35 protein-coding genes are annotated in these 24,750 nt (G+C 62.0%); 11 read left to right on the top strand and 24 right to left on the bottom strand.

What is annotated here, in order from left to right; translation table 11 throughout:
• Positions 1-5: 5 nt before the first annotated feature.
• Positions 6-770, top strand: coding sequence for an SDR family oxidoreductase (locus tag RX331_RS12695; protein WP_317256892.1), 765 nt, complete (start codon positions 6-8; stop codon positions 768-770).
• Positions 771-1,039: 269 nt separating this feature from the next.
• On the opposite strand, the gene RX331_RS12690 is transcribed toward RX331_RS12695, so the two are convergent.
• The 3 genes from RX331_RS12690 to RX331_RS38760 form a co-directional block, all read right to left on the bottom strand.
• Complete coding sequence (locus RX331_RS12690; RefSeq protein ID WP_317258107.1) at positions 1,040-1,207, bottom strand: DUF6496 domain-containing protein; 168 nt, start codon at positions 1,205-1,207, stop codon at positions 1,040-1,042.
• A 156-nt stretch (positions 1,208-1,363) separates the two neighbouring features.
• On the bottom strand, positions 1,364-1,912 hold the full coding sequence (locus RX331_RS12685; RefSeq protein WP_317256891.1) for a DUF4142 domain-containing protein: 549 nt from the start codon (positions 1,910-1,912) through the stop codon (positions 1,364-1,366).
• Positions 1,913-2,003: 91 nt separating this feature from the next.
• Positions 2,004-2,147: a pentapeptide repeat-containing protein gene (locus RX331_RS38760; protein WP_410708274.1), complete on the bottom strand. Its 144-nt coding sequence runs from the start codon at positions 2,145-2,147 to the stop codon at positions 2,004-2,006.
• Between the two features lie 363 nt (positions 2,148-2,510).
• Here RX331_RS38760 and RX331_RS12680 point away from each other — a divergent pair, with 363 nt between their 5' ends.
• The 3 genes from RX331_RS12680 (at position 2,511) to RX331_RS12670 (ending at position 5,347) form a co-directional block, all read left to right on the top strand.
• Positions 2,511-2,819 (top strand): hypothetical protein, encoded by a 309-nt coding sequence (locus RX331_RS12680; protein WP_317256890.1) that lies wholly within the window; start codon positions 2,511-2,513, stop codon positions 2,817-2,819.
• Positions 2,820-2,997: 178 nt separating this feature from the next.
• On the top strand, positions 2,998-3,720 hold the full coding sequence (locus RX331_RS12675; RefSeq protein ID WP_317258106.1) for a DUF72 domain-containing protein: 723 nt from the start codon (positions 2,998-3,000) through the stop codon (positions 3,718-3,720).
• An 88-nt stretch (positions 3,721-3,808) separates the two neighbouring features.
• Complete coding sequence (locus tag RX331_RS12670; RefSeq protein WP_317256889.1) at positions 3,809-5,347, top strand: FAD-dependent oxidoreductase; 1,539 nt, start codon at positions 3,809-3,811, stop codon at positions 5,345-5,347.
• A 16-nt stretch (positions 5,348-5,363) separates the two neighbouring features.
• On the opposite strand, the gene RX331_RS12665 is transcribed toward RX331_RS12670, so the two are convergent.
• Entirely contained in the window at positions 5,364-6,272 is a 909-nt protein-coding gene (locus tag RX331_RS12665; RefSeq protein ID WP_317256888.1) for an NAD(P)/FAD-dependent oxidoreductase, read from the bottom strand.
• A gap of 158 nt (positions 6,273-6,430) precedes the next feature.
• On the opposite strand from RX331_RS12665, the gene RX331_RS12660 reads away from it, so the two are divergent.
• Positions 6,431-6,610 carry a CsbD family protein gene (locus RX331_RS12660; protein WP_317256887.1) on the top strand — a complete coding sequence of 60 codons (180 nt, stop codon included), beginning with the start codon at positions 6,431-6,433 and terminating at the stop codon, positions 6,608-6,610.
• 60 nt (positions 6,611-6,670) lie between these two features.
• Positions 6,671-7,528, top strand: a complete 858-nt coding sequence (locus RX331_RS12655) for an SDR family oxidoreductase (protein ID WP_317256886.1) — start codon at positions 6,671-6,673, stop codon at positions 7,526-7,528.
• Here the strand turns inward: RX331_RS12655 and RX331_RS12650 are convergent.
• The 5 genes from RX331_RS12650 to RX331_RS12630 all read right to left on the bottom strand — a co-directional run bounded on the left by RX331_RS12650 (position 7,523) and on the right by RX331_RS12630 (position 9,217).
• Complete coding sequence (locus tag RX331_RS12650; protein ID WP_317256885.1) at positions 7,523-8,107, bottom strand: NUDIX domain-containing protein; 585 nt, start codon at positions 8,105-8,107, stop codon at positions 7,523-7,525. The genes RX331_RS12655 and RX331_RS12650 overlap by 6 nt on opposite strands.
• A gap of 73 nt (positions 8,108-8,180) precedes the next feature.
• Positions 8,181-8,474, bottom strand: a complete 294-nt coding sequence (locus RX331_RS12645) for a hypothetical protein (protein WP_317256884.1) — start codon at positions 8,472-8,474, stop codon at positions 8,181-8,183.
• A gap of 72 nt (positions 8,475-8,546) precedes the next feature.
• Entirely contained in the window at positions 8,547-8,795 is a 249-nt protein-coding gene (locus tag RX331_RS12640) for a hypothetical protein (RefSeq protein WP_317256883.1), read from the bottom strand.
• A 60-nt stretch (positions 8,796-8,855) separates the two neighbouring features.
• Complete coding sequence (locus RX331_RS12635; RefSeq protein ID WP_317256882.1) at positions 8,856-9,026, bottom strand: hypothetical protein; 171 nt, start codon at positions 9,024-9,026, stop codon at positions 8,856-8,858.
• Positions 9,027-9,058: 32 nt separating this feature from the next.
• Entirely contained in the window at positions 9,059-9,217 is a 159-nt protein-coding gene (locus RX331_RS12630; RefSeq protein ID WP_317256881.1) for a hypothetical protein, read from the bottom strand.
• A gap of 117 nt (positions 9,218-9,334) precedes the next feature.
• Between RX331_RS12630 and RX331_RS12625 the strand changes: the two genes are divergently transcribed.
• Both RX331_RS12625 and RX331_RS12620 read left to right on the top strand, forming a co-directional pair.
• The gene (locus RX331_RS12625) at positions 9,335-9,529 is read left to right on the top strand and encodes a hypothetical protein (RefSeq protein WP_317256880.1); all 195 of its coding nucleotides are present in this window, start codon (positions 9,335-9,337) and stop codon (positions 9,527-9,529) included.
• A gap of 73 nt (positions 9,530-9,602) precedes the next feature.
• A complete protein-coding gene (locus RX331_RS12620) occupies positions 9,603-9,830 on the top strand; it encodes a DUF2188 domain-containing protein (protein ID WP_317256879.1) in 228 nt (75 codons plus the stop codon).
• 48 nt (positions 9,831-9,878) lie between these two features.
• On the opposite strand, the gene RX331_RS12615 is transcribed toward RX331_RS12620, so the two are convergent.
• Positions 9,879-10,028, bottom strand: coding sequence for a hypothetical protein (locus RX331_RS12615; RefSeq protein ID WP_317256878.1), 150 nt, complete (start codon positions 10,026-10,028; stop codon positions 9,879-9,881).
• A gap of 38 nt (positions 10,029-10,066) precedes the next feature.
• A complete protein-coding gene (locus RX331_RS12610) occupies positions 10,067-10,468 on the bottom strand; it encodes a cupin domain-containing protein (protein WP_317256877.1) in 402 nt (133 codons plus the stop codon).
• Between the two features lie 97 nt (positions 10,469-10,565).
• Here RX331_RS12610 and RX331_RS12605 point away from each other — a divergent pair, with 97 nt between their 5' ends.
• Both RX331_RS12605 and RX331_RS12600 read left to right on the top strand, forming a co-directional pair.
• On the top strand, positions 10,566-10,793 hold the full coding sequence (locus RX331_RS12605) for a hypothetical protein (RefSeq protein ID WP_317256876.1): 228 nt from the start codon (positions 10,566-10,568) through the stop codon (positions 10,791-10,793).
• Positions 10,794-11,014: 221 nt separating this feature from the next.
• Entirely contained in the window at positions 11,015-11,227 is a 213-nt protein-coding gene (locus tag RX331_RS12600; RefSeq protein WP_317256875.1) for a hypothetical protein, read from the top strand.
• A 27-nt stretch (positions 11,228-11,254) separates the two neighbouring features.
• Here RX331_RS12600 and RX331_RS12595 read toward each other — a convergent pair whose 3' ends face one another.
• The 13 genes from RX331_RS12595 to RX331_RS12535 all read right to left on the bottom strand — a co-directional run bounded on the left by RX331_RS12595 (position 11,255) and on the right by RX331_RS12535 (position 22,543).
• Entirely contained in the window at positions 11,255-12,580 is a 1,326-nt protein-coding gene (locus tag RX331_RS12595; protein ID WP_317256874.1) for a c-type cytochrome, read from the bottom strand.
• An 11-nt stretch (positions 12,581-12,591) separates the two neighbouring features.
• Positions 12,592-12,963 carry a DUF971 domain-containing protein gene (locus RX331_RS12590; protein WP_317258105.1) on the bottom strand — a complete coding sequence of 124 codons (372 nt, stop codon included), beginning with the start codon at positions 12,961-12,963 and terminating at the stop codon, positions 12,592-12,594.
• Positions 12,964-12,996: 33 nt separating this feature from the next.
• Positions 12,997-13,152 carry a hypothetical protein gene (locus RX331_RS12585; RefSeq protein ID WP_317256873.1) on the bottom strand — a complete coding sequence of 52 codons (156 nt, stop codon included), beginning with the start codon at positions 13,150-13,152 and terminating at the stop codon, positions 12,997-12,999.
• 30 nt (positions 13,153-13,182) lie between these two features.
• Positions 13,183-14,175 carry a formate dehydrogenase subunit gamma gene (locus tag RX331_RS12580; RefSeq protein WP_317256872.1) on the bottom strand — a complete coding sequence of 331 codons (993 nt, stop codon included), beginning with the start codon at positions 14,173-14,175 and terminating at the stop codon, positions 13,183-13,185.
• A 45-nt stretch (positions 14,176-14,220) separates the two neighbouring features.
• Positions 14,221-14,817 carry a formate dehydrogenase FDH3 subunit beta gene (gene fdh3B, locus RX331_RS12575; protein WP_317256871.1) on the bottom strand — a complete coding sequence of 199 codons (597 nt, stop codon included), beginning with the start codon at positions 14,815-14,817 and terminating at the stop codon, positions 14,221-14,223.
• Positions 14,818-14,829: 12 nt separating this feature from the next.
• Positions 14,830-17,781, bottom strand: a complete 2,952-nt coding sequence (locus RX331_RS12570; RefSeq protein WP_317256870.1) for a formate dehydrogenase subunit alpha — start codon at positions 17,779-17,781, stop codon at positions 14,830-14,832.
• Positions 17,782-17,791: 10 nt separating this feature from the next.
• Entirely contained in the window at positions 17,792-18,001 is a 210-nt protein-coding gene (locus RX331_RS12565; protein WP_317256869.1) for a ubiquinol-cytochrome c reductase iron-sulfur subunit N-terminal domain-containing protein, read from the bottom strand.
• A 28-nt stretch (positions 18,002-18,029) separates the two neighbouring features.
• Positions 18,030-18,809 (bottom strand): molecular chaperone TorD family protein, encoded by a 780-nt coding sequence (locus tag RX331_RS12560; RefSeq protein WP_317256868.1) that lies wholly within the window; start codon positions 18,807-18,809, stop codon positions 18,030-18,032.
• Between the two features lie 119 nt (positions 18,810-18,928).
• Positions 18,929-19,588 (bottom strand): DUF3306 domain-containing protein, encoded by a 660-nt coding sequence (locus RX331_RS12555; protein ID WP_317256867.1) that lies wholly within the window; start codon positions 19,586-19,588, stop codon positions 18,929-18,931.
• The gene (locus RX331_RS12550) at positions 19,585-20,100 is read right to left on the bottom strand and encodes a DUF3305 domain-containing protein (RefSeq protein ID WP_317256866.1); all 516 of its coding nucleotides are present in this window, start codon (positions 20,098-20,100) and stop codon (positions 19,585-19,587) included. The genes RX331_RS12555 and RX331_RS12550 overlap by 4 nt, the downstream gene beginning before the upstream one ends.
• A gap of 71 nt (positions 20,101-20,171) precedes the next feature.
• On the bottom strand, positions 20,172-21,194 hold the full coding sequence (locus RX331_RS12545) for a DUF6352 family protein (RefSeq protein WP_317256865.1): 1,023 nt from the start codon (positions 21,192-21,194) through the stop codon (positions 20,172-20,174).
• A gap of 10 nt (positions 21,195-21,204) precedes the next feature.
• Complete coding sequence (locus RX331_RS12540) at positions 21,205-21,780, bottom strand: DUF6505 family protein (protein WP_317256864.1); 576 nt, start codon at positions 21,778-21,780, stop codon at positions 21,205-21,207.
• A 7-nt stretch (positions 21,781-21,787) separates the two neighbouring features.
• Entirely contained in the window at positions 21,788-22,543 is a 756-nt protein-coding gene (locus RX331_RS12535; protein ID WP_317256863.1) for a biotin/lipoate--protein ligase family protein, read from the bottom strand.
• Positions 22,544-22,710: 167 nt separating this feature from the next.
• On the opposite strand from RX331_RS12535, the gene RX331_RS12530 reads away from it, so the two are divergent.
• Positions 22,711-24,747: a 4Fe-4S binding protein gene (locus tag RX331_RS12530; protein ID WP_317256862.1), complete on the top strand. Its 2,037-nt coding sequence runs from the start codon at positions 22,711-22,713 to the stop codon at positions 24,745-24,747.
• The last annotated feature ends 3 nt before the right edge of the window (positions 24,748-24,750 follow it).

The following is a 24,750-nucleotide window of genomic DNA, read 5'->3' as shown; positions in this document are numbered from 1 at the left end:
CGACGATGCAGCGCTTTGATGGAAAAGTCGTCATCGTCACCGGGGCGGCCTCAGGCATCGGCGAAGCCACTGCGCGGCGCTTCTCATCGGAGGGTGCCCGCGTGGCTTTGGTTGACCGCAACGAAGCGCCACTGGCTGACGCCGCAAAGAATCTGCCGGCGCAGCTAACGCTTGCCCACATTGCCGATGTTTCGGACCATGAAGCGGTGGACGAAATGGTAGCAACAGTAGTGAAGCGCTTTGGGCGGCTGGACGTCCTGGTCAACAACGCCGGCGTCTACGAAGGCGGCGACCCGGCCAAGATCACCAATTATCAGTGGCGCAAGGTGATGGCTACCGACCTTGACGGCGTCTTCTTCGGCTGTCGCGCCGCCCTGCCCCACCTCGAAAAGACGAAGGGCTCGATCATCAATACGGCATCGGTCTCCGGAACCGGCGGCGATTGGGCGACAAGTCCCTACAACGCCGCCAAAGGTGCCGTCGTCAACCTCACGCGAGCGCTGGCGCTGGATCTCGGCAAAAAGGGCGTCCGGGTCAACTCCGTCTGCCCCAGCCTGACCCGGACCGGCATGACCGCCGACATGATGGAAGACGAGGAATTGCTGGCCAAGTTCCGCGAACGAATTCCTTTGGGTCGGGTTTGCGAGCCGCATGAAGTCGCTGCCGTCATAGCGTTCCTCGCCAGCGACGACGCAAGTTTCGTCACGGGTGCAAATGTCGCCGTCGATGGCGGCGTTTCCGCTTCCAACGGCCAGCCGCCGCTAGCCTAGCGAGCCGTCCAGCCCTGCTTTTTCAAGTAGCCACAGGAACCCCGGTCAATCGCCCGCCGTTCTATACCCACCGAGCGGACGGGGCGAGCCGGCGGAGCGGCGCATACCGATGACAGCCAAAACGACATTCCCTCGCAACCGCAAAACCTCTCCCTCCCGAAATCCCGAGCGTTATCGATTTCGTGCGCTCGATGATTTCGGGGACGAACTACTGGACGATTGGATGGTGGCTTATCCAGCGGCCGATCTGCCTAGGTCGGATTGATCGCTCAGGACTTTCTCGACCGCTTCTTCGAACGCTTCTTTGAGCCCTTCTTCGGCACCTTGGCCCCCTTCTTGCGGGCTTCAGACAAGCCGATCGCGATTGCCTGCTTCCTGCTCTTTACCTTCTTGCCGGAGCGTCCACTCCGCAGCGTGCCGGATTTGCGCTTTTTCATCGCGCGACCGACCTTCTTCGACGCACCCTTTGAATAACGACGCTTCTTTGCCTTCTTCGCCATCTTGCTATTCCTCAATCTCCAGACGCGCGCGCGGGCTTACTGCCGGTAACCCGCGCGCGTCGGGGCAAGCTCACAAGTAACCGCAAAGCTCTCCTAGTTCTTTCCAACCGTCTTGCCGGACGCGAGACCCTGCGCCATTTCGAGATGATGGCGCAGCGTGGGTAGCGTCTTGTCCGCCCACTCCTTGAGTTTCGGATTGTCGCCGCCCTTGGCATAGCGTTCGAACAGCGACACCGCGTCCTTGTGACCGCTCACCTGATCGAGCTGATAGCGGGCGCTGAAATCGCCACCTTTGAGCGACTTCAATTTGTCGATCTTGGCTTGGTGGGTGCTGTCGAGCTCGGTCGGCAGAGCCATCTTTAGATCACCTTCCGAGACCATGGATTTCAGCTCGCCTGTCGTTTTGCCGTGATCTTTGATCATCGTGGCGGCAAAGGATTTATCAGCCGCATCGCCGCGCTCCTGCGCAAGCTGGCTGGACTGGATCTCGAACATATCGCTGATGGCGACCTGTTTGACGAAATCCTCTGTCCTCGGGGCAATGCCAAGGGTCGAATTAATGCCGGTCTTCTCTCCGACCGACTGCGCCATGGCGGGCGTCGCCAGGAGAGCAAGTGCCAGGCACGGGGCAAGATATTTCATTTTGATGTCCCTTCTCTCTGCAGCCGGGCGGAGCCGGCAACTGCCGTATCAATCGGCGATATTTCTCATTGTTCCCTCGGTTGATGGCGCCCTAATCCACGACCGAGCACTTGCCGGCCCCTCGGTTGCAGGAATTTTCGTCCGAATGGGCGCTCTCCAGCCATGCCTTCGAGAACCGGGCCTTCGAGAACCGGGCCTTCGAGAACCGGGCCTTCGAGAACCATGTGTCGGAGATCGGACAGACGAACGGCCAGTGCCGAGCTACCTTTCCGCGCGAGGCAGCAAGATGCTTGTCTCTTGCCGATCGAACGTCCGCCTTCGTCAGATGCGTGACCCGAATGCGATTGGCTAAAATTGTCTTAGGTGCTGGCCATTCCGAAAGCGGATATTCGAATGCGCGAAGTGCGGTGCCACCGAAACCAAGTTCGTTGCGGATCCGCTCAATTCCGACGAGCTGACGCGACGGATAACCTCAGGCCGCCAGGATGAGCCTTACCCTCATTCGAATAACGATGCGCATCGCAATGCCCTGCGCCATTGTTGCCGTCGGGGTCGCTGGCCTCCTTATCGCCCTTAGATTTGCTGCCTGGATGGGATGATGCTGGCGCCTGCAATTTTCACCCTGGATATCGGCGGAAAGCCAACGCTCGCCTTCGAGGCCAAGAACTTGAAGGAATCCCAGCAGCTCTGCCACGAGTACTGGCTTCGGCGCGACATTGCCGACCTGACGTCGAACGGCACACCGCTATGGGATGGCAAGGCGCGGCTCCGAGCCCGGCGTTCGACCGAGGATGAGATCGCCGCATACCGGGAAGTCGAGCGGGATGCCGCTCAGCCGCAGGACGATTTGCTGCTCGCCTATCTGGTCGAGCTGGATGGCTCGGAGAAGACGCCGGACCGCACGTAGAGCTCATACTCCTGGGAGGCGAAAACGAATTAGAACGGAAAACTCTCCCCTGCGCCTGGCGTTCCCCATGGAAGGCGCGGGAACAACCCACCGCAATCGATCGTTCCTCGTCGACCAATGTACGATCAATGCGGAGAACCTCGACGATGAAAGCGCTGATGCGGATCAGCACCGAGAGATGCCACAGGTCCTGATCGGCACATCAGGCTGGCATTATGACTCCTGGCGCGGGCCGTTCTTTCCCAAGGGACTGCCGCTCAAGGAGCAATTGCAGTTCTACGCCAGCCAGTTTCCGACAACCGAATTGAACGGCGTGTTTTACCGGACACCAACGCCGGAAGCCGTCAAAGGCTGGCGCGCGCAGACCGACCGCGATTTCGTATTCGCCTGGAAGGCGTCGAAGTTCATCACCCATTGGAAGCGGCTATCGGAGAATTCGGTCAACAGTCTCGAGCTGCTCGAGAGCCGCCTGTCGCTGCTCGGCAAGAAAGCAGGGCCAGTGCTGTTTCAGCTGCCGCCGAATTTCAAGGTCAATGCCGATCGCCTCGCCACCTTCTTCAAGCTGCTCTCGAAGAAGCGCCGCTACAGCTTTGAGTTCAGGCACCCAAGCTGGTATGAACCGGCGATCTTCCGCCTGCTGCATGAACAGAACATCTCGCTCTGCATTTCCGATCATCATGACGCGCCGGCGCCGTGGAAGCGTACGGCCGATTTCGTCTATGTCCGCGGGCACGGGCCACAGGGCCGCTACAAGGATCATTACGGCGACGCCGCTCTCGGTGATTGGGCGCGCCGCATCAAATCCTGGAAGCGACAGGGATGTGACGTCTTCGTCTATTTCGACAACGACCAGAAGAGCGCCGCACCGGCCGATGCCCGGCGATTGATCGAGTTGATGTGACCGCCGAGTCGCCGGCGGAACCAAAGGAACCAAGGTGTCGATCTGCCGTTGGCCCTTCGAGACAGTTCTTGATTTATCGGGTTTCGGGATGAGCCATTTTTCCGATCGGCGCAGCACGTCCATATGGATGGACGTCGAGGTAGCTCCCAACGCGGCACAGCTGCGTGGTGATGCCGAATGCGACGTCGTCATCGTCGGCGCCGGCATCGCCGGAGTATCCACCGCCTATGAACTCGCCCTTGAAGGCTCCCGTGTCCTCGTGATCGATCGCGGCAAAATCGCGGGCGGTATGACGGCGCGGACCACGGCGCATCTCGGCGCGCCATGCGACGACGGCACCTCAGTGATGACCGAACGACGCGGCGAAGACCTTTCGCGCCGGTTCTACGAAAGTCAGGCGGCAGCGATCGACCGCATTGAACAGATACAGAGCAAGGAATCCATCGATTGCGGTTTCCGTCGTCTGGATGGATATCTCTTCCAGGCGGTCAATACCGATGCCAAGATCATTGAGGATGAGCTGGATGCGGCTCGCAAGATTGGCATTCCCGTCCACCGGTTAGTCGGCGTCCCTCTTGCGCACTGCGAGCAACAGCACGTTTTGCGCTATCCGCGCCAGGGCACGTTTCACCCTCTTGAATATCTGAAGGGCCTTGTTCCCGTCATCCAGGCAAGGGGCGGCACGTTTCACGCAGATACGGCCGTCGAGAGCATCGAAGAGCGTGACGACGGCAAGGTCGTGGTCTCAGCGGCCGGCGGCAAGGTCGTCGCCGGCGCGGCGGTGGTGACGACGAATTCGCCGATCGTCGACCGGTTTGCTCTGCATACGAAAACGGCGCCCTACCGCACCTATGCCATGGCATTCTCGATTCCGAAGGGCGCGATTCCCGACGCCCTGTACTGGGACACGCTTGATCCCTATCACTACGTGCGGCTTCAGCCGGGCGACGATCGCACCGACTATCTCATCGTCGGTGGCGCCGATCACAAGAGCGGCGAAGCCGACGACGCCGAGGTGCGGTTTCAGGCACTTGAGGCCTGGACGCGCAACCTCGTCCCTGCCGCGCAGCAAGTCACCCATCGCTGGTCGGGCCAGGTTCTCGAGACCATCGACCATGCCGCCTTCATCGGCAGGAACCCGGGAAACAATAACATCTATGTGCATACAGGCGATTCCGGCCAGGGCATCACGCATGGCGTGGTCGGCGCCATGATCAATTCATCATTGATCCTGGGCCGCGAATGCAAATGGGTCGACGTCTATGAGCCTTCACGGAAGACGCCGGCGGGCATCGGCACGTACCTGAGTGAGAATGTGACGCCGCTGAAGAATTTTGCTGAATACCTCGCGCCTGGCGAACTGAAATCCGTGAGCGAGTTGAAGGCCGGACACGGCGCCATCATACGCGATGGCCTGAGCAAGATCGCCGCCTATCGCGACGAGAACGGCAAGCTTTATGCCCGCTCGGCCGCTTGTACGCACGTCGGATGTCACCTGCACTGGAATTCCTTCGAAACGTGCTGGGACTGCCCATGCCACGGCTCTCACTTCGCTTTCGATGGGACCCCGCTCAATGCCCCGGCCGTTGGCCCGCTGGCCGAGATGGACGTCAAGGATCAGCCCTAAGCCACTGCCTCCACCATCAGCGAAAATTGCGCGGCAGGCTGTTATGAATGTGAGTGGCTGCGACCGCGGCATGACCCGTTGCTACTGCGATCTGGTGCAGATCAGAAACCGCATCTCCAACAGCGTACAATCCCGGGACATTCGTCTGCTGGCAGGCATCGACTTCGAGACATCCAGTTTCATTATGACGAGCGCCGAGCTTCCTGCCCAGTTCGGAACGAACCTCACAGCCCAGGACCGGATAGATCACATCGAAAACCTCAGATGTCCCATCGCTTAGCGACACGATCATCTGTTTGTCTTGCCTGCGGAAGCTCACCGCGCGCGCAGCGAGAACGCGAACGCCCGCTTCCGACAGTTCACGGGCGAGTGGCTCGCGGCACTCCGCGCCATCCAGCGTCATCAGTGTGACATGCCTGGAATAGGTGCGCAAAAACAACGCCTTCGTGCCGACATCGTTGGCGCTGCCGAGGACGCCGATGCTCAGGTCGGAGGCCTCGAAGCCATCGCAGATCGGGCAATATCGAACCAGCCCGTCTGGGACCGCCGCGCGCAGCACGGAATCGCCGAGATCGCGGTCGACCAATCCGCTGGCCATCACGACCCTTTTGGCTCTGATTATGCCTCGCGAATATCTCGCCTCGAAGTCGCCCCTGAACTGCAACTCCGTAACCCGATCCTTGATGATCTCGACGCCGTAGATCTTCGTCTGCAATGTGAGAGCCTCCAGCAATTTCGGGCCGCCAATGCCGTCGGCAAAGCCCGGATAATTATGCGTTTCGGGGATCAGCGCTGCCCGGCTTTGCCCGCTGTCGACGATCACGGCCTTACGTCGGTAGCGCGCCAGATAGATCGCGCAGGTCAGCCCGGCCGGCCCACCACCCACGATCAACGCGTCGAGATCCCTAGGCTCAAATCCTGACATTGCGGTTGTCGCCTTTCGTGCAGAACCAAGCCCGAGACGGTTCGCAACGTTCCCGTGCAGCCGGCGATGAGAGCGCCGGCACCGCACGCGCCCCAGGAACGATGGCTCCGATCGAACATTAGTGCGGACCGAAGCTACACCGCACGCAGGCCATCACCATGGGTACGATCAAACGAGCCGCCCGACAGGCCAAAGGCAAGGCCAAGGAGGCGATTGCCGAGGTCCTCGGCGACGGAAAGCTGCGAGAAGAAGCCAAGGCTGAACAACGCGGGAGCGAGCAAGACGACAAGGAACCCGGCAGCCTTAATCCACTTGGAAACCTCGATCGACTGACTTAGCCGCGCCACGATCTAGCCACGCCAAGATCGCGCCGGCCGCGCATCCACCGGAGAACGACAATGCTGCATTATCCGCGTCCGCCCTTTCCCAGCCAGCATCAGCCCATGCCGGGCAAGACGGGGGCCATGAACCCGCTGCCGGACCATGGCGAAGCTTCCTACAAAGGCAGCGGCCGGCTCAACGGCAAGAAAGCGGTGATTACCGGCGGCGACAGCGGCATCGGCCGCGCCGTCGCCCTCGCCTACGCCCGGGAAGGCGCAGATGTCCTGATCTCCTATCTGGATGAGCATGACGATGCCAGGGAAACGGAGCGGCTGGTGACCGACGCGGGTCGCAAGGCCCTTCTTGTTGCAGGCGATATCCAAAGGGCCGATCACTGCCGCGCCGTGATTGCGAAAGCCGTATCGGACCTCGGCGGCATCGACATCCTCGTCAACAACGCCGCGCACCAGGCGAGCTTCAAATCGATCGACGAGATCAGTGACGAAGAATGGGAGCTGACCTTCAAGGTGAACATCCACGCGATGTTCTATCTCACCAAGGCCGCCGTGCCCTATATGAAGCCCGGAAGCTGCATCATCAACACCGCATCGATCAATTCGGATGTGCCCAACCCGAGCCTGCTGGCCTATGCGACGACCAAGGGAGCGATCCACAACTTCACGGCAGGATTGGCGCAGATGCTGGCCGACAAGGGCATCCGCGCCAACGCGGTCGCTCCGGGGCCAATCTGGACACCGCTTATTCCCTCCACGCTTCCAGAGGATTCCGTGTCGAATTTCGGCAAGCAGGTGCCGATGAAGCGTCCGGGCCAGCCTGTCGAGTTGGCGACCGCTTACGTCATGCTGGCCGATCCGCTTTCCAGCTATGTATCCGGAGCCACGATCGCGGTCACCGGCGGGAAGCCGTTTTTATAGACGGACGCGATCGCGCAGATATTGAATTAGAACGACCGTCTTTACATCGACGATTTCGGCGGTCGCGACCATTGCAGCCGCCTGCTCAAGCGTGGTCTCGACCACCTCGATATCCTCGCCCTCATCCTTGAGCCCGCCGCCGCCGGATACCTTGTTCGCCGTCGAATATTTGCAGGTAAAGAGAACGACCTTTTCCATGATTGCGGCGGGACTGACATAGAGTTCGAACAGCCGCTCGACGTGCGAGACCTTGTAACCGAGCTCCTCCTGCATCTCCTTCACAATGCGCCGTTCGGCCTCCTCCCCGTCGAGCTTTCCGGCGCAAGCCTCCACGGTTCGCTCGGTCCCGTCCTGCAAGAAGATCGGCAGGCGCAACTGCCGGGTGAGCAGCACGGTCTTTCGCTCGGGATCGTAGGGAAGAATGACGGCCGAGTTGCCGTTGTCGTAGATCTCGCGCTTGCGCGTTTGCTGTTCACCGTCTCGCCGGCGTTGCTCGTAACGCACGCTGATAAGCTTGCCCTTGGCGTCAGCAATGACGTCAATGCCGCAGACCCGTACGCTCTCGCCTTCGATTCTCATGAGCCCTCGACGCGCCGGCCATCAAGCGGCGAATGCCGCCATCCATCCACGGATAACGGCATTCGACAGGGGACTATTTGCCACCAGGTTGCGGGCCGGCATTGTTGTTGGTGCCCGGTCCGACATTGCCGCTGCTGGAAGGCGCGCTGGACGATCTGCCGGGCTTCATCATCTTGCCGCTGGCCATGCCCGTCGTCGTTCCCTTTTTCATATGGGTATTTTTCAGATGGGTATTTTTCATCGTGCCATTGGTGCCGGGCCCGACGTCACCGTGCGCTGCGCCGCCCGGAGCGGGCTGCATTTGTGCGAACGCGCCGCCGGTCGACAGCAGCAGGGCGCAGGCGCAAGCCAGGATCGTTTTCTTCATGAGGAAACTCCTTTGGTTGAAGACCTCCTTCAACAAGCGCTCGCGCAAAGGGTTCCTAACACCGGAACGGCATCACGCTGAGGCGAGGATCGGATGTTCGGTCTGTCGCCTGAACTGCTGATAGGCAGTGATGGCCTTGTTGGCGAGCATCAATCGCCGCCGCTCGCCGCGACGCACCATCACCTCGATTACATCGCTGAGAAAGCGGCCCGCCGCCATCGCGTCCCCCAACTCCCCGGTGCGCTCCAAATAATCCCAGGCGATTTCAATCGAACTCTCGATGAGTAAAGGCAGCGGTAATTCTGTCATTTCAGCTTCCAAGTCATTTCGAGGAAAACGTCCGCCGCCAGTCTCCGTTCCTGCGCGTGCGACGCAGAGCCGTCAGGGCCCTCCTGCCACGGCGCCAGCAATCACCATCGTTAGATCGTCGAGGTCGATCTTGCCGCGCACGACGAGACCCTCGGATTGCTCGACGCTCAGCGACTGCGGATCATTCGCCGCCTGCCTTTTCAGCTCCGCAACGATTGCTTCCTTTAATTTCTCTTCAAGCATCCGCGGGTCTCCAATCATTACGCTGCGGCCGGCTAATGCGTGTTAGTCTCCTGCCACTGCTCCAGATCAGGCTTCACCGGTCCCGATCTCTGATCTTTCTCCGGCTTCTCCTTCCAGGGCTTGTCGGTCTGACGGTGCGAACCCCAGTCGTTCCGCTGACGCGGATCATCGGTTGGCTTTTCTTTGCTCATCGGTCACCTCCTGTATGGGGGAAGCGGAAAACCGGTAGTTTAGTTCCTGTGCACAGCAGAGTTCCAACGTCGGGAACCGAGCAGACAGCCGATCGCGCCGCCTTTTAAACTTTTTGAATGGACAAGAAGAAAGGCGACGATCGACCGAGCCGGGACTTGCATCTCGAAGCGCTGGCGGCGCTGGAGCAAGCGCGTGCCATGCCTCAGGGCCCGGCTAGAAGCGAAGCGCTGAAACGTGCGGGGCTCCTTCAGAACGCGGCCAACATGCAGGGATTGACGTTCGCGAAGCGTGGGCGTCCACCGAAGAGCTGAGTTCCCCAGCGCTTGTCATCGGAACCTGGAAACGGGCTTCCACGTTGCTCTTGCTGATAGCAAGGAGGCAACAATGGGATTGGCGGAGTACATGATCGTTTCCAAGCCGGACGGTTGGACGGTCCTCCATGACGGAAACGCGCCGCACAGCTACGATACAAAGGAAGCGGCTTTCGAGGCGGCGGTTGCCGCAGCATCTCTCGCGATCCGCGAAGGCCACGAGGTACACGTCAGCGTGCCAGGCCGCGACGCCGGCAACAAGACCGCGCTTGGTGTCAAGGATTCTCGCAGCCCACAGTAGTGCACGTGAACGCACTCGCCCTCCGGCCGGTCATGCCAGAATTCGGCTCTATGATTGGTTCTGGCGGTATCGCTCCCGCGTGATTTCTTCTCCGACCCGCGTTGCCGCCCGGTTGCGGTAACGGTAGCTCAGCGTGCCATAAATGAGCGCCGTCAGAAGTACGAGCGCGCCGACGAAGTAAAGCGATTCAAGTCCCATCTCGTTCTCCCGATCAGTTTGTCCCCACGACGACGCCGTCATTCATCGCGGCCGTGCACTTGCGCCGGCGGCGCCGTCGCCTCAACGGCCGTGAACGGCTCAAGAATGCGATAGCTGTGTTCGGCATGCGCGGGTACGAGCCAGGAATCGCCCGGCTCGAGCTTTATGGTCTGCCCCTCGATAAGTAGCTCGGCGCGCCCTTTCATGACGTAACCAACGGTTTCGTAATCCCGCTTGTCGGAAACGTCAGTCTGCGGCGGCTCGTTTTCCCACATCCGCATCGAGAGACGCTTGCCGGAAACAAGATAGGTCTGACCCATCTTTCCTTTGGGCGCAGTCTTGCTGGAGACTTTCTTCACCGTGCTATCGGTCATCTGTCGCTCCATCGCGCGATCGCCTTGCGAGTCAATCGGGCGCGGCACCGGCAGTTCCAGTTTCAACGTTTCAATTTAGCCTGCTGCGCCTGGCGGCCGCGGAACACGGTCCTTTCATCCGCGTTTTGCGTGCATGGAAACTGCCAAAACCTCCGGAGCGACCATGAGCGACTTCAGAGACGTTCAGCACGGCGTCAACGATCCCGTCGATGGCGTCGACGTGAAGCGAAAATTCGATGACAACCAATCCGCGCACGAGCGCGCCCAGTCCGCGGCGGATGTGCGCTCCAGCGCCCTGCCCGCCGCAGACGAGGAATTTCTGCCGGAAGCGCTGCGCCGTGCGCCGACCGGCCCACTCAATCCGCGCACTGGCCGTCGTTCAACGCCGTGAGCAGTTCACGCTGCACGCACGTATCGATGCCACGACTTGGCAAAACGACAGCTGGCAGCCTCTCTTCAATTCAACCTGAGATAAACGCCGGCCCGGCAGTGGAACCGGGACATCGCAAAAACAAGATCGTGATAGGTGATTCAGGCCACATTCACGAATGACCGTTGGCCGTAATGCGGATGGCACAAGTCACACTGCATTTCGAACCAGCGGAGTTTTCCATGAAGCGCCTGTTGATTTCCGGATTCGTGGCAGTCGCCCTGCTCGCTATTGCAACCACGATGCGTTCGTACTCAATTTCCTATGGTCCGACGGTAACCACCGGCGTTGCGCTGTCGAAGAAATCTCCGGCCTCCGCGGGCGTAACCAGGCTTCCGATCGAGGAGTTCGAGGATATGTCGCTGGTCTTCTCGACACCGCCCGCGAAACATTAAAAGGCGGAGTAATCGCCGCCTTGACGCTTATCGCCTGGTCGCGCGCTCCAAGAATTGCACCAGGGCCGCGCGGTCCTGCTCCGAACCGATGCGCTGCTCCGGCATCTTGGTGCCGGGCGTGTAGGCCTGCGGGCCAACCTCGAACAATTTTGAAATTGTCTCCGGCGTCCAAACGATGTCGAGATGCTTGAGCGCTTCGGAAAAATTATAGCCCGGGGCCGTGGCGATGCGCCTACCAAATATGCCGGCCAGCGTCGGTCCCGCCCTGTTGCCCTGGTCCGCGGCGAGCGTGTGGCAGGCGACACAGGCGCGAAAGATTTCCGCACCCCGGTCGCCGGCATAGGCGGCGAGCGGATCACCTGCCGTCTCCAGAAGAATCGGATCGATCGGCTCACCCGTCGCCGCGTTCCAGCGGCGAATGATGTTGTCGGCGCCGCCGGTCAGCAAAGTGCGGCTGTCGGGCATGAAGACCATCGACCAAACCGGCAGCCCGGGCCCGACCAGCGTGCGCGCCAGATTGCGCGCCTTGCGATCGATGACGCCCACCGCTCCGCCGATGCTCGCGGCGGCAACCTGCGCGCCATCAGGCGAGATCGCAATCGAGATCACGGGCCTCGGCCCGGCCGCGACCTCGCCGGTCCGCGCGCCCGCGTCTGTCAGAAAGTAAACCTTGCCGTCGGCGCCGCCGACCGCGATCTCACCATCGGGACCGACGGCCACGGCATTGAGCGGGGTCGGCATCGGAACGACGGTTGGCGTTTCTGCGCCCGACAGTGGCCAGATTCGAACGCTCAGATCGTAGCTGACGCTGATCAGAGCGTGACTATCGGCGGTAAACGCCACGCCGTTGACGTTCTGCGTATGCCCGTCGAGCACGCGCGGCGCCCCGCCGGCGAGCGGCCAGAGTCGCACCGTGCGGTCCCACGAGGCGGATGCCAGCGCAGTGCCATCGGGCGATGCCGCCAGCGCGACGATCGGCGCCGTGTGGCCCTCGAGCACCGCGTCGGGCTCTGTCCTTCCAAAGGTCCAGATCGCAATGCGCCCATCGGCGCCTGCGGTCGCCGCGCGCCCGTCTGCGAGTAACACCACTGCATTGACGGCATCGGAATGAAAACGAAGCACCTGCTCGGCCGCATTGCGCGTCAGGGACCAGCGGATCGCGGTCGAATCGAAGCTGCCGGATATCGCACTTTGCCCGTCCGCGGAAATCGCCAGCCCCCGCACCGGCCCGCCATGGCCGCGCAGTTGCGCAAAGGCGGCCGTTACTCCGATGGGCAGCACGATCAAGGCCACCGCGGTCAGAAGCGCGAACCGGCCTCGTTTGGCCGGCAACGCGTTCGCGCCCTGCACCATCCGCATCAGCCTCAGCGCACGCCCGGTCGATCGCGGTCGAGGCCCTTGGCCTGAAGATCGTCGAGGTAGTCCTGAAAGCGCCGCTCCGTATTCTCGCCGAGATCGCGCAAAAATGCCCAGGAATAGATGCCGGTCGAATGCATATCGTCGAACCCCAACCTGACGGCATAGTTGCCGACAGGATCGACCGAAAGGATGGCGACATTGCGCTTGCCGCCGACCGTCTTGCGTTCGGCTTCGGAATGCCCCTGCACTTCGGCAGACGGACTGGTCACCCGGAGCAATTCGGCAGGGAGATCGAATGTCCTGCCGTCGTCAAAGCTAACCCGCAGCGTGCGGCGATTCTTCGGCAGGCGGATTTCGACCGGCCACGCCACAGACATATCAGGTCCGCTCACGCGACGCTCCAGGCCCGATCAACCGGGACCGACAAGGTTGTGGCCGGGATCGCCAACCCGGGCGCTGCCCGTCGCGAAGGCCTCATAGCTCGGCCGCTGAACCGAATTCAGCACCATCGACATTCCGGCCGCGACAATTGCCGCAAACACCAGGGCCGCAAAAAAGACTTTCATGGCACTTCCTCAAATATTGACCCGGCCGGCTCATTCGGCCGGCGCGGTCCGCGGCGCGCCACCTGCGCGAGCCTGCTCTTCCTCGAGCCAGAGCGCGTGATGCTCCTTGGCCCAATTGACATCGACCGTGCCGCTGCCCATCGCCTCGAAGGCCCCTTCCATGCCGATGGTGCCGATGTAGATGTGCGCCAGCATCACGGCCACGAACAGCACCGCCACGATCGAGTGAACAACTTGCGCCCATTGCATTCCCTCGATCCCGGACAGGTAGAACGGGAACATCAAGAGATAGCCGCTTACCGCAACGGCAGTGCCGCCGATGATGACGATCCAGTAAATCGCCTTCTGTCCGGCATTAAAGCGATAGGCCGGTGGATGGTCGTGGCCGACGATGCCGCCGCCTCGCTTGAGCCAATCAACATCCACCCTGTTCGGGATATTTCCGGCGATCCAGATCAGGAAGATCACCACAACGCCGATGGTGAACGGGAAGCTTAGATAGATGTGCGCATATTTCGCCCATTGCGACCATTCGGAAAACGCCTCGAAGCCAATGAGTGGCAGGAGCAGCGGACGACCAAACGTGATGTTCAGTCCCGAGATGGCCAGAACGATGAAACAGGCCGCGGTCACCCAGTGCACGAAGCGCTCGAATGCCGTGAAGCGCACGATGGTACGCCCCGAGCGACCGCTCTCTAGCCGGACCATGCCGCGGCTGAGATAGAAGATCACAAGCACGGCCAGCATGCCCAGGATGGCGATGCCGCCGATCCACCGCAGCGTCACATTACGGAATTCCCGCCAATCGCGACCGGCGGGTTGTACGAGCACGCCAGAACGCTGATCGGGAATGCTGACGCGACCGTTGATCCGGTTCAGCTCCTGCAAGAGCTGCTGCTCCTTGACCGAGCTCGCGGTCGGATTCACCTGCTGGGCAACCGATGGCGCCGGCAACGCGATGACCAACAGAAGAAAGGCCCACGCACCGATCGTGAGGCGGATCAATCTTGCAAACGACGCCATAGGTCCCTCTCCCCGATATCTGCGCGATCGCGGCCGACGCTGTCCTCAGGACTCAATCGTCTCGCGATAGGCGGTCTTCCAGCCCCACGCCCCGGAGCCGTATCCGCGCTTCATCACGCGTTCTTTGTAAATTTGAGCGATGATGTCGCCGTCGCCCGCGAGCAAGGATTTGGTCGAGCACATTTCGGCGCATAGCGGCAGCTTGCCCTCGGCAAGACGGTTCGCACCATACTTCTCGTACTCCTCCCTGCTGCCGTCAGCCTCGGGCCCACCGGCGCAGAAGGTGCACTTGTCCATCTTGCCGCGCGAGCCGAAATTGCCGACCTTGGGATATTGCGGCGCACCGAACGGACAGGCGTAGAAGCAATAGCCGCAGCCGATGCACAGGTCCTTGGAGTGAAGCACGACGCCGTCGGCTGTGGTGTAGAAGCAATTCACCGGGCAAACCGCCGCACAGGGCGCGTCGGTGCAATGCATGCACGCCATCGAGACCGAACGCTCGCCCGGCTTGCCGTCGTTGATGGTGACGACGCGGCGCCGGTTGATGCCCCAGGGCACCTCGTGTTCGTTCTTGCAGGCGGTGACGCAGGCGTTGCATTCGATGCAACGGTCGGCGTCGCAGAGAAATTTCATACGTGCCATGGTCGTTGCTCCTTATGCCGCCGCGATTTGGCAAAGAGTGACTTTGGGCTCCTGCATGCCGGTCGCGGGATCATAGCCGTAGGTGGTTATCGTGTTCGCGCTTTCACCGAGAACGATCGGATCGGTGCCCTTCGGGTAGGCGTCACGAAGATCCTTACCTCCGAACCAGCCGCCGAAGTGGAAGGGCATCCAGGCCACACCCTTGCCGACCCGCTCGGTGACTAGCGCCTTCATTTTGGCCTTGGAACTGCTCTCGGCGCCCGTGACCCAGACCCAGCCGCCGTCTTTGATGCCGCGTTCGGCGGCATCGGCCGGGCTGATCTCGATGAACATCTCCTGCTGCAGTTCTGCGAGCCATGGGTTGGTTCGGGTCTCTTCGCCGCCCCCCTCATATTCGACGAGACGACCCGAGGAGAGGATGAGCGGAAACTGCTTTGCGATCCCCTTCTCAACCGCCGCCTTCTGCACGGAGAACCCGATGTTGGGCACGCGGAACTGCTTGGCGTCCGGCCGCGTCGGATACTTCGCCACCAGATCCACGCGCGGCGTGTAAATCGGCTCGCGGTGCACCGGGATTGGGTCCGGCAAGCCGAAGGCATTCATGCGCGCCTTGCCATTGCCGTACGGAACACAGCCGTGCTTGAGAGCCACACGCTGAATTCCGCCCGATAGATCGAGCGACCACGACACCGCGTCGGGATTGGCCGGATTGACCTTGTTGATGACCGCCATCTCGGCCTCGGTCAAGTCCGTGTCCCAGCCGAGCTTCTTGAGGCTCGCCAACGTGAACTCCGGATAGCCATCCTTGATCTCCGAATCCTTGGAGTAGGACCCATCCGCCAGCAGGCTGACCTTTCGCGTCGAGCCGTCTGGAAGCTTATCCTCACGCTCGACGCCGAAACGCGGCCGGAACGTGCCGCCGCCGTCCATCACCGCGAGATTGGTGTTGTAGAGCAGCGGCGTGCCAGGATGCTTGACTTCCGGAGATCCCCAGCACGGCCAGGGCAGTCCGTAATAGTCCCCGCCGACCTCAGGATCGTCCTTGGGCGCCCGCATCGTCAGCATGTCGAACTTCGCCTGGTTCTTCATGTGCGCCTTGAGCCGCTCGGGCGATTGCCCGCAATAGCCGGTCGACCAGCTTCCGCGATTCATCTCGCGCAGCACATCTTCGGCTTCCGGAAGGTTATTCTCGACCTTGATGTTCTTGAACATCTTGTCGGCGAATCCGAGTTTCTTCGCCATCAGATAGATCACCTCGAGATCGTCCTTCGATTCGAAGATCGGCTTGACGATCTGTTCGCCCCACTGCAGCGAGCGGTTCGAGGCAACGCGCGAACCCTTGCACTCGAATTGGGTGGCGACCGGCAGAATGTAGACGCCATCCTTGCGTCCCGCCTCCACGGCGAGCGAGGCCCAGGTGGTGGGATGCGGGTCGGCGATGACGAGCAACTCGAGCGCCTTCAGGCCGTTGAGGGATTCAGGAATGCGCGTGATGCTGTTGCTGGCATGTCCCTGCACGAACACCGCCCGCACATTGTCTTTCTGCGCGACTTGATCTTTCGGCAGCGTCACTGCGTCAAACCAGCGGGTGAGCGGGATGCCGGGGGTTTCCATGATCTGCTTGGAGTCGAAGCGCGACTTCAAGAACTCATAATCGACTTCCCAGACGCGCGACCAATGTTTCCAGGCGCCTTCCGCAAGGCCGTAATAGAACGGCAACGTGACGATATCGAGCCCGACGTCGGTTGCTCCCTGCACGTTGTCATGGCCACGGAAGATGTTGGCCCCGGCGCCGGCCCTGCCAACATTGCCGGTCATCAACAGGGCGATGCAACTCGCCCGCACGTTGGCGGTACCGACGGTCTTCTGGGTCTGGCCCATGGCCCAGATCAGTGTTGCCGGTTTTTCCGTCGCAAACAGCTTGGCGACGCGCTTGAGTTGTTCGCCGGGAACGCCGCTGACGCGCTCGACCTCTTCCGGATTCCACTTCTCCACTTCCTCGCGGAGCTCGTCGAAACCGTAGACGCGCTGTTTGATGAACTCCTTGTCCTCCCAGCCATTCTTGAGGATGTGCCACATCATGCCGTACAGCACCGGGATGTCGGTGCCCGGCCGCATGCGCACATACTCGGTCGCGTGAGCCGCGGTTCGCGTCATACGTGGGTCGATGACGATAAAATTGGCCTTTTGAAGCTCCTTGCCCTCGAGCAGATGCTGCATCGATACCGGATGCGCCTCGGCCGGATTGCCGCCCATCACGATCTGGGTCTTCGCATTGCGGATGTCGTTGAAGCTATTGGTCATCGCGCCATAGCCCCAGGTATTGGCTACACCGGTGACGGTCGTCGAATGGCAGATGCGCGCCTGATGATCGGTATTGTTGGTGCCCCAGAACGCGCCGAGCTTGCGGAACAGATAGGAGCCCTCATTCGTCATCTTGGCCGATCCCAGCCAGTAGACGGAATCGGGGCCCGATTTTTCGCGAATTGCCGTTATCTTGTCGCCGATCTCGTTGACGGCCGTCTCCCACGAGACGCGCGTCCACTGGCCGTTGACGAGCTTCATCGGATAGCGAAGCCGGCGCTCGCTGTGGACCAGCTCGCGGACCGATGCGCCCTTGGCACAATGCGATCCGCGATTGATCGGGGATTCCCAGCTCGGCTCCTGGCCGATCCAGACCCCGTTCAGCACCTCGGCGGTCACCGTGCAACCGACCGAGCAATGCGTGCAGATGCTCTTGCGGACGGTCGCTCCCGAAGTGAGCGGACCGGCCGCGGCGGCTTCCGCCTTGCGGACGCTGCCGACCGGCAGCGTGCTCAGCGCCGCCAGCGCACCGCCGGCGAGACCGGAGCGGCGCAAGAAAGCACGGCGATCGAGACCGCCGCCGCCCTGCCCCGACAAAGCCTGTGCAACTGATCCGCGACGGCCGGATTCGGAACGTTGTTCTGTTCTCCTGATCAGCACGATCGCCTCCTCAAGCCGGATAACGATTGACGCGGTAAAAGGCCTTCACGTGGTCGGTTTCCTTGTAGCGCGCCTTGCGCTTTTCATCATTGTTCTCGCTATCGGCATGCGCGGGCGCGATCAATGGTGTCGCCAGCGTCGCGCCGGCGCCGACCGCGCCCGCGCCGACCGTTCGCAAGAAATCGCGGCGACCAACTGTCGTTTTCTTCTCGTTCTTCATCGCATCTCTCCCGGACCAGCGCCCCTGGTCAGTTGGCGAAGGTAAAAGCCTCAGCTTCGATTTGCATGAATACTCGGCCGAGCGTCCCGACCGATTTGTAAAACTTCGCACTCGTTGCCCGCTCCATGTCGGCGAACATGCGCCCCATCCACGAGACGACGTGCTTGTCGAAGAAAGCGCGCTGGGTTTCTGCCGATGCCGGGAAACGGCCAGCCGCGAATCCAGCCATGATCTCGCACAAGATGCCCGCATGATCCTCGGGTTCGAAATTGTTCTCGACGCGCTCGATGCCGAGTGCGGCGAGATCATCGCGGAGACGGGAAAGCGGGCGTTCGTTGAGAAAGCCGGTCAAGTAGTACGACGCATAAGGCAACAGTTCGCCACGCCCGAGACCGACGAACAGATCGAAATATTCGCGCTCGACGCCGCTCGTCACGACGTCAGATGCGGCCTCGGCCAAGGCGGCATGGGCGCGACCAAGCGGCGTTGCGTCGCCGCGCAAATGCGCGATCTCACGCAGCAAGGCGTTCGATGGCGGACAGGAAAGCAATACGGCAAGCAGTTCGTATTCCCGCGCGCGAGCGGCGTCGACGGGATCGACATCATTACCAGGCACAGCGAGCTCACTATAGAGATCGGGACGAAGTTGTTGACGCGGCACGCCGGTCGCGGTCTCCACCGCAATCACCCTTCCAACCGGAACTCTGTTCCAAGTTGAGACCGAAGGCTGTGCAATGCCAATTTTGCGGGCGAGCTGAGCAACGCCGCCTGCCGCATCGATGGCACGCTCTAGGCCCGCATCACGCATGAGGACCTCCATCCCAGGTGCCAAGCGCTTGATTTCGTTTAGTTGGAAGAATTCTAAACGCGGGTTCCCGGGTGGTCAATCGATAGGTATAGTCTGAGCCTATAGCATTTCGTCGCAAGCTAGCGAGGTCGCGCACCGCCGTGTGTGCGGCGCCGAACGGAAGGACTGTCGCTTGTCTCTGCGGGCGATGGTTGCGACGCAGCAGAAACGATCACCGGTTCAGCCAGCGTGGACTCCTCCATCGTGCTCGGCGCGCCTATCGCTTCTCTCGGATTCGGCTCTTTCGCAGGATCACGCCCGGAAGAAGCCGACCGCTCGACTTCCTTGACCTCTGCGAGTGGGTCCGTGAGCGCCTCGGCGGCCTTCTTGACACCTCCGACGATTCGGTCGACGAGCCCGCTAAGCTCTGCCTCTGAACAGTCGAGCGGTCCGAATCCAGGCATCGCATTCGGATCGTTGAAATCCCAGGCGTTCTCCGCAAGGCCGATAAAGTCCCGTATGGCGGGATCGGCGGTCCAGGCGCGACGAAGCGCCGCACGGCTCAATTCCTGTGGAATCCCTTTGCGGAGGAATGCCGCGATGTCCGTGCCGGCCTCGATCGAATCGATCGGCGGCAAGGTCGACAGATCGATTTCCGGCGCTTCAGGATCTTCAACTGCATTGGCGGGAGGGGCCGGGCTGGGCGCCTGCGTCGGTTCGGTCGGCTGCAAAACCTCTTCGCCGACCCTCGTCTCCCGCTTCAGGCGAGACCAGCGCGCAAGGAATTCCTCGTCGCTCATTCGTGCCCGCCTTCCTGATGCCGCCGCGCGAGCGCTTCCGGATCCGCGCGGCCCAGCTTTCGCTTGAAGAATTCTCGTTCGATGTGGTGCTCGCCAATGAACTTTTCAATCGCCTCGCGAAACACTTCGGGCATCGGCACCGCTTCGACAAGATTGACGCCGGATATGGTGAACGCTTCCCCTTCCGCGGGGTCGGCGGTGGCCGCCAAAACCGCGTAGGGCCAGGTTCCTTCTGAAGGGCTCAACACGACCCAGATGCTGGGCGATCCGGACGCAAGGTTATCTCGATAGCGCTCCGTTTCGGACCGGTAGAGATCGACGGTGGCGCTGCCGGCATAGTAGATCGCCGTCTCATCCTGCTCGCGTAAAAGCGTCCAAGGCTTCATCTCAGGTTCATCCGGCAACACGCCTACGCCGCGCCAGACGAAGTCAATCCATGGCGAATCGGCCTTGCGGCGTTCGATAACGACGCCTGCTGGAATGCGCAACAAGGGTGTCGCGGGGGAGTTCAACTCAGCAGCTCCATGCCGACTTCACGGACAATTCGATCATTGCCATGCACGATCCTCCTTCTGATGACGAGTCACGTGACATTCGCGGCCGCCGCAAGCGGCAGCCCCGCGACCAGGTTTTGCGGCTTCAATCTCACCACCTTGTCGGCGCCCATGGCAAGGATGAGATAGACCGGCTTGTCGCCGACGCGCTCGTCCACCAGCCGCGTGTCTTCGAAGGTCAGGCGCATCAGGGCGACGATGCGCTCGGCAACGCTGTTTTCGAGCCGTTCGCCGCGCCACAGCGCATTGCCGATCCGCGTTGCCTCGCTGTCGAGGCCGACAAACCAGCGCCAGTCGCGGTCCTCGATCGCCGCGATGTTTTCGACGCTGACGGTGACGCCGAGCAGATGGCCGATCCAGCGTTCGATGACCCGGCACAGTCCGGCGCGCGCCTTGGCGTTGCCGCCGATATTCATGGCCATCGCGTGCGCATCCGACCTCGACCAATAGGTCCAGGCATTGTCGTCGTCCATGACGTCCATCTCGCCAAACGACTTCGGCTGCTGCAGCATGGCCGTCAACGGCGATGAATGCAGGTCGTGCTGGGCATGCTGCTCCGCCTCGATCACCTCGGCGTCAGCGAGCAGTAGCGTGCCCTCATGAAGCGCGGCGAGCTGGCTCCGATAGAACAGCTCTGCTGCACGCAATATATATGGGTCGTCGCAGCCTTCGAGCGCATTGCGCAGGATCAGATGACATAATTGCGACACGAAGATCGGCGGCAGGTCGCCGGCCCCCTTGCGCGCCAGCGCGACATAGACCGCCTCGAGCGACGGCGCCGCCATCAGGCGGTCACGGAAGCTCATCATGAACGACCAGTTTTCCCGCGCGTCGGCGTCGGCAAGCGCAGCGATCTCGGTGCTCGTGACCGGGCGCAGCGGATCGGCCATCAGGCTCGCATGCAGGGCGCGCTCGGCGTCGCAGGCATCGGCTGGCGGCATCAGTTCGGGCCGCGCCAGATAGGCCATGATGAGTTCGGGCGTCGCGACAAGGCCGCCGTGGTCGGCGCGGCGCGTAAGATGATGGCCCGAGGCGACCCAGAATTCTCTCATCTACGATCCGTCATGTATGATCCTTGCTGCCCGCGTCAGTCCTGATTAGCCCGAGAAGATCGACCTCTTCGGCAGGTTCATCATCGCCCTCCACTTCATGGAAGGTAAAGGCGCGGGCATGGGCGTGCAACCGGTCAGCATCTGCGGCAGCGGCGCGCGGTTTCAAGGTCCGAAAGCGCTCGCGGATTTCGCCTTCTTCGATGCTGCGCTGAACGGCAAGCAGGGTCTGCGGCGGATGTTCGCAGAGCGAGGCGGCGAACGCGACCTCCTCCTCCGCCGCGTGCCGGGCGGCCTCCGCACCAGGCGCCCCGAATTTCTCCACGAGCTGGCTTGCGAGCCGCGCGATCATCGCCTGCCGCTCGGCTTCCGTTGCTTCGGTGACGATGGCCAGCGTCGACCATCCCAGACTGTCGATGCCGAGAAAACCAGATCGCAACGCCACGCGCTGCTTCGGCCCGAGTGCCGTCAAATCCCGGTTCCAGAATACGAAGGCGCCGGACACTGCCCATTCGCCGGGTTCCGCCGCGCGTTCGAAGACGAACGTATCCGACGGGTCCAGCCTGATGGTTCGCGGAAACTTCAGCATGTCCGCCTCAACCGAATTTCGGACCGCGCGCCTGCGGATCATACCAATCAGCGCGCCCAAGCGCATCCACCAGGCTGGTTCGATCAGGCGCGCCGCGGCTGTTCGGAAGGCTCACCAGAAGATCGCCGTTGACGTCGATGCGGCGGCGCTCGCCGGCTTTGCTCTTGGGAAGCCGCTCCAGATAGTCCCGTGCAATCGCCTCAAAGCCGCGCTCCTTCCAACGATCGAAGGCGGTCATCAAGTGGCGGCTGAAGCTTTCGATGATCGCGTCGGTGTCGACCATCTCGAAGCCTTCGCTCAGCAGTGACACGCCCGCGGCGACCTGCACCTCCGGAACATGTGCCATGGCGGCGGCGCGCAGGATCACCCCGAAAACGAGCCATGGCGGAACCTGATCTTCGGCACAATCCGTCGGCCAGGCCAGCCGCCCGCCGCCGAGCAGACCAGCATCGAACCTGACGGCATCCGGCCAGTCGAAGGTGACCTCCCGTTCCGGCGGACAATGCGCGGCAATCGCATCCGCCAGCGCGTTCATCCCGGCAAACAACGCCCGGCGCGCCGACCTCAGCGGCTCGTCAGGTTCGAGCACCACGGCGAACTCGACAAGGTCGTAACGTCGCACCCAGACCAGCGTCCCGGCCCCCGCCTCCGCCGCGATCCCGCAGGCATGGGCAAAGGCGTCGCCGAGCTCGCGCAACGCGACCAAAGTATAACCGGGCGGCAGATCGAGCGTCTGTTCCGTATCCCCTGGACGAGCAATCACGAATAACTATTTCCTCATTGCGTCACGGGCGGCCTGTGTATGCTAACCGGCGTAGGCCAGCGGCGCGAGCGACCTTCATGCTTGCAGATATCCGCCCGAGCGGTTACCGCAGAAACATAGGAAGAAGCAACCATCCGACCGGTGCATCGGGTTTAAGGTATTTCGATATGAGTGCGGCGACGTCTCGCCTCCTGATTTGCAGTTGCGAGAAGACCATGCCGCTCGATGCGGAGGCGATCGCTCGCGGCTGCACGGCCAAGGTCACGCAGGCCAATCAGCTTTGCGGGCTCGACCTCGATCGCTTCAAGGAGGCGCTTGCCACAGGCGCCCCAATCACGGTTGCCTGCACCCAGGAAGCACCGCTGTTTCGCGAAGTCGCCGAAACTTCCCCGCAGGCCGAGCTCACCTTCGTCAACATCCGCGAGACCGGCGGCTGGTCGAAGGATGCCGCGGCGGCCGGCCCGAAAGCCGCCGCGCTGATTGCCGCGGCCGGCGAACAGATGCCCCCGCTGTCATTGGTGACGCTCGAGAGCTCCGGCGTTGCCCTGATCTATGGCCGGGACGACGTTGCGATCGAAGCAGCGCAGCGGCTCTCTGATCGGCTCGACATCACCGTGCTCTTGAGCAAGCCCGGGGACGTGCAGCCGCGCCGCACCAACGAATTTCCCGTTCTCAAAGGCACGATCCGCAACGCCCGAGGGCATCTCGGCCAGTTCGAACTTGCCATTGACGACTACGCGCTGCCCTCACCTTCGTCGCGCAGCAAGCTCGTGTTCGGCGCTTCGCGCGACGGCGCAAAATCCACGTGCGATCTGATCCTCGATCTCTCCGGCGGCACACCGCTGTTTCCCGCGCATGAGCTACGACCCGGCTATGTGCGCGCCGATCCGCGCGACAAGGCCGCTGTCGAGCGCGCGATCGCGGAGGCAGGCAGCCTCGTCGGCACCTTCGACAAGCCGCGTTTCGTCAATTTCGAGCCGTCGCTCTGTGCGCATTCGCGCTCATCCATCACCGGCTGCACGCGCTGTCTCGACCTGTGCCCGACCGGCGCAATCACACCGAACGGCAACGCGGTCGCGATCGACGCCAATGTCTGCGCGGGCTGCGGCTCGTGCGCATCGGTCTGTCCGACTGGCGCGGCCTCCTATGCGCTGCCGAGCGTGGACGCGCTGATGCGGCGGCTGCGGACGCTGCTGCAGACCTACCGCAAGGCCGGTGGGAGCGACGCCGTGGTGTTGTTTCACGACGGCGAGCACGGCGAAGAGATTATCGATGCATTGGCGCGGTTCGGCGACGGCTTGCCGGCGAATGTGCTGCCACTGCGCGTCGACGAAGTGACGCAGCTCGGGCCGGAGATGATCGCTGCCGTTTTTGCCTATGGCGGCAGCGGCGTTGCTTTAGTCACACGCGCAAAGCCCCGGCACGATATTGTTGCCCTTCGCCGCGCCGTCGATACGTCCGATCAAATCGTATCGGCGCTCGGCTTTGGCGCCGGCGCAATCGGGATCATCGAGACCGACGATCCCGACCAGTTGCGCGCCATGCTGGATGCCGCCCCGCGCGGCGTCGCGTCGCAGAATCCGGCCGGCTTCGTGCCGCGCGGTGCGAAGCGCGGCGTGCTGGAGACGACGTTCCGCGAGCTTCACCTCGCCGCCCCCGCACCGGTCGATGTGGTGCCGCTGGCCCCGGACGCGCCGTTCGGCACCGTGAAGCTGAATGTCGAGGGCTGCACGCTGTGCCACGCCTGCGTCACCGCCTGCCCGACCGGCGCGCTTTCAGACAATCCCGATCGCGCGATGCTGCGCTTCACTGAAAGCCTCTGCGTGCAATGCGGGCTCTGCGAGGCGACCTGCCCCGAGAAGGTGATCACCATCGAGCCACGGCTCGACTTCCAGGCCTGGAATTCGCCGCAGCGCGTCTTGAAGGAGGAAGAGCCGTTCAACTGTATCGCCTGCGGAAAACCGTTCGGGACCAAGAGCTCGATCGACCGCGTGCTGGCAAAGCTCGGCGAGAAGCACTGGATGTTTCAAGGGGCCAACGCACGGCGTCTCGACGTCATCAAGATGTGCGCGGACTGCCGCGTCGAGGCAGTGGTGAACGAGAGTTTCGACCCGCACGCGGCGGCGCAGCGCCCGCCCGTGATGTCGACCGAAGATTACTTACGTGCGCGCAATGTGAAGAAGGACGATCCGCTTGGATCGTAAGCC

Source organism: Bradyrhizobium sp. BWA-3-5, from assembly GCF_032917985.1.
GTDB lineage: Bacteria > Pseudomonadota > Alphaproteobacteria > Rhizobiales > Xanthobacteraceae > Bradyrhizobium.
Note: the sequence above shows the minus strand (reverse complement) of the source record. Positions and strands in the feature narration are given on the sequence as shown.

What these genes read in the sequence shown, in the direction of transcription:
- RX331_RS12650 (WP_317256885.1), bottom strand. Translation starts at nt 8,107, where the DNA reads ATGAGAATCGAAGGCGAGAGCGTACGGGTCTGCGGCATTGACGTCATT.
- RX331_RS12625 (WP_317256880.1), top strand. Translation starts at nt 9,335, where the DNA reads ATGGACAAGAAGAAAGGCGACGATCGACCGAGCCGGGACTTGCATCTC.
- RX331_RS12635 (WP_317256882.1), bottom strand. Translation starts at nt 9,026, where the DNA reads ATGCTTGAAGAGAAATTAAAGGAAGCAATCGTTGCGGAGCTGAAAAGG.
- RX331_RS12580 (WP_317256872.1), bottom strand. Translation starts at nt 14,175, where the DNA reads ATGGCGTCGTTTGCAAGATTGATCCGCCTCACGATCGGTGCGTGGGCC.
- RX331_RS12690 (WP_317258107.1), bottom strand. Translation starts at nt 1,207, where the DNA reads ATGAAAAAGCGCAAATCCGGCACGCTGCGGAGTGGACGCTCCGGCAAG.
- RX331_RS12605 (WP_317256876.1), top strand. Translation starts at nt 10,566, where the DNA reads ATGAGCGACTTCAGAGACGTTCAGCACGGCGTCAACGATCCCGTCGAT.
- RX331_RS12585 (WP_317256873.1), bottom strand. Translation starts at nt 13,152, where the DNA reads ATGAAAGTCTTTTTTGCGGCCCTGGTGTTTGCGGCAATTGTCGCGGCC.
- RX331_RS12590 (WP_317258105.1), bottom strand. Translation starts at nt 12,963, where the DNA reads ATGTCTGTGGCGTGGCCGGTCGAAATCCGCCTGCCGAAGAATCGCCGC.
- RX331_RS12685 (WP_317256891.1), bottom strand. Translation starts at nt 1,912, where the DNA reads ATGAAATATCTTGCCCCGTGCCTGGCACTTGCTCTCCTGGCGACGCCC.
- RX331_RS12595 (WP_317256874.1), bottom strand. Translation starts at nt 12,580, where the DNA reads ATGGTGCAGGGCGCGAACGCGTTGCCGGCCAAACGAGGCCGGTTCGCG.
- RX331_RS12560 (WP_317256868.1), bottom strand. Translation starts at nt 18,809, where the DNA reads ATGCGTGATGCGGGCCTAGAGCGTGCCATCGATGCGGCAGGCGGCGTT.
- RX331_RS12620 (WP_317256879.1), top strand. Translation starts at nt 9,603, where the DNA reads ATGGGATTGGCGGAGTACATGATCGTTTCCAAGCCGGACGGTTGGACG.
- RX331_RS12665 (WP_317256888.1), bottom strand. Translation starts at nt 6,272, where the DNA reads ATGTCAGGATTTGAGCCTAGGGATCTCGACGCGTTGATCGTGGGTGGT.
- RX331_RS12565 (WP_317256869.1), bottom strand. Translation starts at nt 18,001, where the DNA reads ATGAAGAACGAGAAGAAAACGACAGTTGGTCGCCGCGATTTCTTGCGA.
- RX331_RS12600 (WP_317256875.1), top strand. Translation starts at nt 11,015, where the DNA reads ATGAAGCGCCTGTTGATTTCCGGATTCGTGGCAGTCGCCCTGCTCGCT.
- RX331_RS12660 (WP_317256887.1), top strand. Translation starts at nt 6,431, where the DNA reads ATGGGTACGATCAAACGAGCCGCCCGACAGGCCAAAGGCAAGGCCAAG.
- fdh3B (WP_317256871.1), bottom strand. Translation starts at nt 14,817, where the DNA reads ATGGCACGTATGAAATTTCTCTGCGACGCCGACCGTTGCATCGAATGC.
- RX331_RS12645 (WP_317256884.1), bottom strand. Translation starts at nt 8,474, where the DNA reads ATGAAGAAAACGATCCTGGCTTGCGCCTGCGCCCTGCTGCTGTCGACC.
- RX331_RS12615 (WP_317256878.1), bottom strand. Translation starts at nt 10,028, where the DNA reads ATGGGACTTGAATCGCTTTACTTCGTCGGCGCGCTCGTACTTCTGACG.
- RX331_RS12540 (WP_317256864.1), bottom strand. Translation starts at nt 21,780, where the DNA reads ATGCTGAAGTTTCCGCGAACCATCAGGCTGGACCCGTCGGATACGTTC.
- RX331_RS12555 (WP_317256867.1), bottom strand. Translation starts at nt 19,588, where the DNA reads ATGAGCGACGAGGAATTCCTTGCGCGCTGGTCTCGCCTGAAGCGGGAG.
- RX331_RS12680 (WP_317256890.1), top strand. Translation starts at nt 2,511, where the DNA reads ATGCTGGCGCCTGCAATTTTCACCCTGGATATCGGCGGAAAGCCAACG.
- RX331_RS12630 (WP_317256881.1), bottom strand. Translation starts at nt 9,217, where the DNA reads ATGAGCAAAGAAAAGCCAACCGATGATCCGCGTCAGCGGAACGACTGG.
- RX331_RS12545 (WP_317256865.1), bottom strand. Translation starts at nt 21,194, where the DNA reads ATGAGAGAATTCTGGGTCGCCTCGGGCCATCATCTTACGCGCCGCGCC.
- RX331_RS12530 (WP_317256862.1), top strand. Translation starts at nt 22,711, where the DNA reads ATGAGTGCGGCGACGTCTCGCCTCCTGATTTGCAGTTGCGAGAAGACC.
- RX331_RS12695 (WP_317256892.1), top strand. Translation starts at nt 6, where the DNA reads ATGCAGCGCTTTGATGGAAAAGTCGTCATCGTCACCGGGGCGGCCTCA.
- RX331_RS12670 (WP_317256889.1), top strand. Translation starts at nt 3,809, where the DNA reads ATGAGCCATTTTTCCGATCGGCGCAGCACGTCCATATGGATGGACGTC.
- RX331_RS12655 (WP_317256886.1), top strand. Translation starts at nt 6,671, where the DNA reads ATGCTGCATTATCCGCGTCCGCCCTTTCCCAGCCAGCATCAGCCCATG.
- RX331_RS12675 (WP_317258106.1), top strand. Translation starts at nt 2,998, where the DNA reads ATGCCACAGGTCCTGATCGGCACATCAGGCTGGCATTATGACTCCTGG.